1 protein-coding gene is annotated in these 6891 nt (G+C 73.7%); it reads right to left on the minus strand.

Annotated features, from left to right (window positions below; all coding sequences use genetic code 11):
* Positions 1-6891: type I polyketide synthase (locus tag EAO75_RS44215; protein WP_148000780.1), on the minus strand; the 6891-nt coding region annotated here is incomplete at both ends.

Raw genomic sequence — 6891 nt, forward strand, 5'->3', positions numbered from 1 at the left:
GTGGGGTTGAGGGTGGTGTTGGTGGGGGTGTCGGCGAGGATGATGCGGCCGGGGTTTTCGGTTTGGGCGGTGCGGATGAGTCCGGTGACGGCGGCGGCGGGGAGGTCGGTGATGTCTTCGTTGCCGACGGCTATGGCGCCGTGGGTGATGACGAGGAGGGTGGTGTTCTGCTTTGTGTCGTCGGTGAGGAATTCCTGGACGGCGTGGAGGGTGTCGCGGGTGACTTCGCGTGGGGTGCGGTCGCCGGAGACGATGTCCAGGACCTCGCTCGCGCCGCCGGTGTCGGCGTCCGGTGCGGGTGTGGGTATGGGTTTCCAGTGCACGGTGTAGAGGCCGTCGGTGGTGGCGGTGGCGGTGCGCAGGGCGTCCTTCGACAGCGGGCGCAGTGAGAGGGACTCGATGGTCGCGACCGGCGCACCCGCCGCATCCGCCACCGTCAGCGAGGCCTCCAGCGTCTCAGCCCCCTGATCGGCGACCGTGAGCCGGACGCGCAGCGCGCCGGCGCCCACCGCGTGGACCGTGACCCCCGACCAGGCGAACGGAAGCCGGGGCTGACCCGCCTCGGTCACCACTCCGGGCAGCAGGGTGTGCAGGGCGGCGTCGAGCAGGGCGGGGTGGAGCAGATAGCGTCCGGCGTCGGAGTTGGGGCCGTCGGGCAGGACGACCTCGGCGAACATGTCACCGTCTTCGCCGTGCCAGGCGCGCTTCAGGCCGCGGAATGCCGGTCCGTAGGTGTAGCCGAGCTTGTCCAGGCGCTCGTAGGCGCCGTCCAGGGACACTTCCCGCGCGCCGGCCGGAGGCCACACGGTCAGCGATTCACCATCGACCGCGTCGGCCGGGGCGAGCGTGCCCCGCGCGTTCAGCGTCCACGGAGCCTCACCGGCCTGCGGGGCCTGCGGGGCCTGCGGGGCCTGCAGGGACTGCGGTGCCTGCTCGGGCCGGGAGTAGATCTCGACCGTGCGACGGCCGCCGTCCTCGGGCTCTGCGACGACCACCTGAAGCTGCACACCACCACGCTCCGGCAGCACCAGCGGAGCGGACAGCAGGAGTTCGGCGAGCAGGCCGGCGCCGACCTGCTCACCGGCGCGCACGGCCAGCTCGACGAGGGCGGTACCCGGCATCAGGACGGTGCCGTTGACGGCGTGCTCGGCCAGCCAGCCGTGCGTGCGCAGCGACACCGACCCGGTGAACACATGGGAGTCCCGGTCGGCCAGGCCCACCGCCGCGCCCAGCAGCGGGTGCAGGGCCGGACTCAGTCCGAGGCCCCTCGCGTCGAGCGGGGTGTCGGGGCCGTCCAGCCAGTACCGCTCGTGCTGGAAGGCGTACGTCGGCAGCTCGACGTTGCGGGCACCGGGAAAGACCCTGGTCCAGTCAGGGTTGGCACCGCGCAGCCGCAGCAGGGCCAGCGACGCCGCGACCGTCTCCCCCTCGGACCGGCCGCGCCGCAGCGCCGGCACGAGAACGCCGGCCGACTCCGACAGGCAGGCCCCGGCGAGCGCCGTCAGCACCCCGTCCGGCCCCAGCTCCAGGAAGTCGGAGACGCCCTCGGACTCCAGGTACCGCACCCCGTCGTGGAACCGGACCGTGCCGCGGATGTGCCGGACCCAGTAGTCGGCGGAGGTGAGTTCCTCGTCGGTGGCGAGGACACCGGTGACGTTCGAGACGATGGGGATCGCGGGGGCCTTGAGGTGCAGCTCCGACACGATGTCCCGGAACTCGTCGAGGATCTCCTCCATGTGCGGGGAGTGGAAGGCGTGCGAGACGGCCAGCCGCTTCACCGGTGTGCCCTGCGCCCGCCAGAACGCCATGATCTCCTCGACGGCGTCCTCGTCACCGGAGATCACCGTGGCGCGCGGCCCGTTGACGCCCGCGACGGCCACGCGCCGCTCGCCGTAAGGGAGCAGGGCCTCGCGTACGTCGTCCTCCGTGGCCTGGATCGAGGCCATGGCGCCGCCCTCGCGGGCCGCCTGCATGAGGCGTCCGCGCTCGGCGACCAGGACGCATGCCTCGGCGAGGTCGAGGACCCCGGCCACGTGCGCCGCGGTGACCTCGCCGAGGGAGTGGCCGAGCAGATAGTCCGGACGTACTCCGTAGTGGGCGAAGAGCCGGAACAGGGCGACCTCGACCGCGAACAGCGCGGCCTGGGTGAACGCCGTCTGGTCGATCAGCGCGGCGTCGGCGGAGCTTTCCGGTGCGAACAGCACCCACTTGACGGGACGCACCAGCAGCGGGTCCAGGTGCGCACACACCTCGTCCAGCGCCGCACGGAACACGGCGCTGTTCTCGTACAGTTCGCGCCCCATGCCGAGCCGCTGCGCGCCCTGGCCGGTGAGCAGGAAGGCGATCCTGCCGGTCCGTGCGGTGGGGGTGCCGACGACCGACGCGATCTTCTCGCCGTCGGCCGAACCGGCCAGCGCGGCCAGACTCTTGAGCAGGTCCGCACGGCTCTCGCCCAGGACGACGGCGCCCTGGTCGAGCAGCGCGCGACCGGTGGCCAGTGAGTAGGCGACGTCGGCCGCCGCAAGGTCCGGCCTCGACTCGACGAACCGGTAGAGCCGTTCGGCCTGGTCGCGCACCGCCTTCTCGTCCTTGCCGGTGACGATCCACGGCAGCGCGCCGGAGGAAGCGTCCGGCCGGGCGGCGGGCTCGGGCGAGGCCGGGGGTTCCTCGATCAGGACGTGGGCGTTGGTGCCGCTGATGCCGAAGGAGGAGACGCCTGCCCGGCGTGGCCGTCCCTCGGTCTCGGGCCACTCCCGGGCCTCGGTCAGCAGGGACAACGCCCCTGTCTCCCAGTCGATGTGGCTGGAGGGGTTGTCGGCGTGGAGGGTCTTGGGCAGGACGCCGTGGCGCATGGCCTCGATCATCTTGATGATGCCGCCGACGCCGGCCGCGGCTTGTGTGTGGCCGATGTTGGACTTGAGGGAGCCGAGGTGGAGGGGGGCACCGTCGGGGCGGTCCTGGCCGTAGGTGGCGAGGAGTGCCTGTGCCTCGATGGGGTCGCCGAGGCGGGTGCCGGTGCCGTGGGCTTCGACTGCGTCGATGTCGTTGGCGGTGAGCCCGGCGTTCGCCAGGGCGGCACGGATCACCCGCTCCTGCGACGGCCCGTTGGGGGCGGTGAGTCCGTTGCTGGCGCCGTCCTGGTTGACGGCGGTGCCGCGGACGACGGCGAGGACGCGGTGGCCGTTCTTGCGGGCGTCTGAGAGTCGTTCGACGAGGAGCAGTCCGACGCCTTCGGACCAGCCGGTGCCGTCCGCGTCGTCGGAGAACGACCTGCAACGGCCGTCCACCGACAGACCGCGCTGCCGCGAGAACTCCACGAACGTGTGCGGGCTGTTCATGACGGTGACGCCGCCGGCGAGCGCGAGATCGCACTCACCGCTGCGCAGGGCGCCCGCGGCCATGTGCATCGCGACCAGCGACGACGAGCAGGCCGTGTCGACCGTGATCGCCAGGCCCTCCAGACCGTACGTGTACGACAGGCGGCCGGACAGCACGCTGGAGAGGTTGCCCGCGAGCAGGAAGCCCTCGAACTCCTCCGGCGTGGCTTCCAGACGCGACGCGTAGTCGTCGTACATGGCGCCGGTGAACACGCCCGTATTGCTGCCGCGCAGGGTGGCCGGGTCGATGCCCGCGCTCTCCATCGCCTCCCATGCGGTCTCCAGCAGCAGGCGCTGCTGTGGGTCGGTGGCGGTGGCTTCGCGTGGGGACATTCCGAAGAACTCGGGGTCGAACAGGTCGGCTTCGTGGAGGAAGCCGCCTTGGCGGGTGTAGGAGGTGCCGGTGTGGTCGGGGTCCGGGTCGTAGAGGTTCTCCAGGTCCCAGCCTCGGTTGGAGGGGAACTGGCTGATGGCGTCGGTGCCGTTGGCGACGAGGTTCCACAGGTCCTCGGGGGAGGAGACCCCGCCGGGATAGCGGCATGCCATGCCGACGATCGCGATCGGCTCGTCGACGCGCGCGGCGGCGCGGCCGGGGCCGGTCTTCGGTGCCTCGGCCGGTGCCACCTTGGTCAGCAGGTAGGCGGCGAGCGCCGACGGAGTCGGGTGGTCGAAGACCGCCGTGCTGGGCAGCCGCAGGCCGGTGGCCGCCGAGAGCCGGTTGCGCAGGTCCACGCCGGCCATGGAGTCGAAGCCGATGTCCTTGAAGGCGCGGTCCGGGTCCACGGCGCCGGCACCGGAGTGACCGAGCACCGAGGCGACCGTCGCACGCACCAGGGCCAGGACCGCGTCACGGCGCCGGGCCTCGGGCAGCCGGGCGGTCTGCCCCGCCCAGCCGGACCCGCCGCCGGCCGGGCCGGTCTGCGCGGCGCGGCGCGGGCGCGTGCGCACCAGGCCGCGGTAGAGCGCCGGGACCGGCCCGGCACCGGCCGCCGCACGACCCGTGTCCAGTGCCACCGGCGCCAGCAGCGGCTCGTCGGCCGCGAGCGCCCGGTCGAACAGGGCCAGGCCCTGCCGCGGAGTGAGGGGCGTCATGCCGAGCCGCGCCCAGCGGGCGATGTCCGCCTCGGTGAGGGTCGCGCTCATGCCCGCCCAGCCGTCCCACAGTCCCCACGCCAGCGAGGTGGCGGGCAGGCCGTGGGCGGAGCGGTGCTGGGCCAGCGCGTCCAGGAAGGTGTTGGCCGCCGCGTAGTTGGCCTGGCCAGCGGTGCCGGTGAGACCGGACACCGAGGAGAACAGCACGAAGGCCGTCAGGTCCAGATCGCGGGTCAGCTCGTGCAGGTGCCGGGCGGCCTCCGCCTTCGGCCGCAGTACGGCCTCCAGCTGCGCCTCCGTCAGCGACTGCACGGTTGCGTCGTCCAGAACGCCGGCGGCGTGCACCACCGCGGTGAGCGGGTGTGCTGCGGGGACCGAGGCGATGAGATCCGCTACGGCATCCCGGTCGCCGACGTCGGCCGCGGCCACCGTCACCTGCGCGCCGAGCCCTTCGAGTTCCGTGCTCAGCTCGGCGGCGCCGGGTGCGCCGAGGCCCCGGCGGCCGGCCAGCAGCAGGTGGCGTACCCCGTGCTCGGCCACCAGATGGCGGGCGAACAACGCGCCGAGACCGCCCGTACCACCGGTGATGAGGACCGTGCCGTCGGTGTCGAGGCGACGCTCGGGCGCCCCGCCGACGTGCGCGGCGCGGGCGAGCCGGGGCGCGAGCAGCCGGCCGTCGCGCACGGCGATCTGCGGTTCGTCGGCGGCTGTCGCGGCGGACAGCAGGGCCCCGGCCGCGGCGTCCTCCGCGCCGCCGAAGTCGGCATCGTCCTCGACGTCGATCAGCAGCATCCGGTCCGGGTGCTCGGACTGGGCCGAGCGGACCAGCCCCCAGACCGACGAGCCGGTGAGGTCCACGTCGTCGCCGGCGCGTGCCGCGACGGCCCGCCGCGTCACCACGGCCAGCCGGGAACCGGCGAACCGCTCCTCGGCCAGCCACTCCCGCACCAGGCGCAGCACCCGCCGGGCGGCCGGCGCCGGGGCACCCTCGCCGTCCGTGTCGGCCGGTACCCGCACGACCACGACGTCGTCCGCCGGTACGGAGTCGAACGAGTCCTGGGCCTCGGACCAGGTCGGGACGGCGCCCGCCGCGGCCGGCGGCAGCTCCTTCCACTCCACGGTGAACAGGGAGCCCTCGGGCTCGCCCGTCGCCACCGTGAGGCGGTCCTTGGGCACCGGGCGCAAGGCCAGTTCCAGGGCGGCCACGGGAGAGCCGGTCGGGTCGGCGATGGTGATGGCGGCCCGACCGGAACCGCTGGGTGAGATGCGCGCGCGGACCTCCGAGGCGCCCACGGCGTGCAGGGCGACGGCATTCCAGCTGAACGGCAGCCGGATGTCCGCCGGGTCGCTGTCGGCGCCCGCGTCCAGGACCAGCGGGTGCAACACGGCGTCGAGCAGCGCGGGATGCAGCCGGAAGGTGTCCGCGGACTCGGCCTGCGCCTCGGGCAGGCGCACCTCCGCGAAGACCTCGTCACCGCGCCGCCAGACGCCGCGAAGGCCCTGGAACGCGGGACCGTACGTGTATCCCAGAGCGGCCAGCCGGTCGTGGACGCCGTCCAGGACGTCCTCCTCGGCACCGGCCGGGGGCCACACGGCGAGATCGTCGTCCACGGGCGGCACGGCGGTCGCGGGGGCCAGGACGCCCGTGGCGTGCCGGGTCCACGCCGGGGCGTGGTCGTCACCGTCCGGGCGGGCGTGCAGGGTGAACTGCCGGTGCCCGTCCGCGTCCGGGGCGCCCACCGCCACCTGCACGCGGACGGCGTCCCGCTCCGGCAGCGGCAGCGGCGCCTCCATCATCAGCTCCGCCACCTGCGGGGCACCGACGTACTCGCCCGCCGCGACGGCGAGTTCGAGGAACAGCGTGCCCGGCGCGATGACCGTACCGGCGATGGTGTGGTCGGCCAGCCACGGCTGCCCGGCGCGCGAGATACGGCTGGTGAACAGCGCGTCCGCCCGCTCGGCGAACTCCACCGCCGTGCTCAGCAGCGGATGCCCGGCGGGGTCGAGGCCGAGGCTGCGGGCGTCGGTGCGCGGGGCGGCGTTGAGCCACAGATGGGTGTGCTGGAAGGCGTAGACCGGCAGGTCGGTGCGGCGGGCGCCAGGGAAGAAGGACGCGACGTCGAGAGGAGCGCCCTGCGCGTACGCTGCGGCCGCTCCGGCGGCGAAGGTCTGCGCCTCGGGGTGCCCGGCCCGCAGCAACGGCACGGCGCTGACCGACGGTTCGTCCTCCAGGGTGCGTCGGGCGAGGGCGGTGAGTRYGGCGTCGGGGCCGACCTCGATGAGYACGCCGGCGCCCTGYTCCGCGAGYYGTYGGAKGGCGTCGGTGAAGCGGACGGTGCCGCGGATYTGGTCGGTCCAGTAGTGGGGTGAGGTGAGTTGTTCGGTGGTGGCGGGTTGGCCGGTGAGGGTGGAGATGAGGGGG

This window comes from Streptomyces sp. UW30 (assembly GCF_008042075.1).
GTDB lineage: Bacteria > Actinomycetota > Actinomycetes > Streptomycetales > Streptomycetaceae > Streptomyces.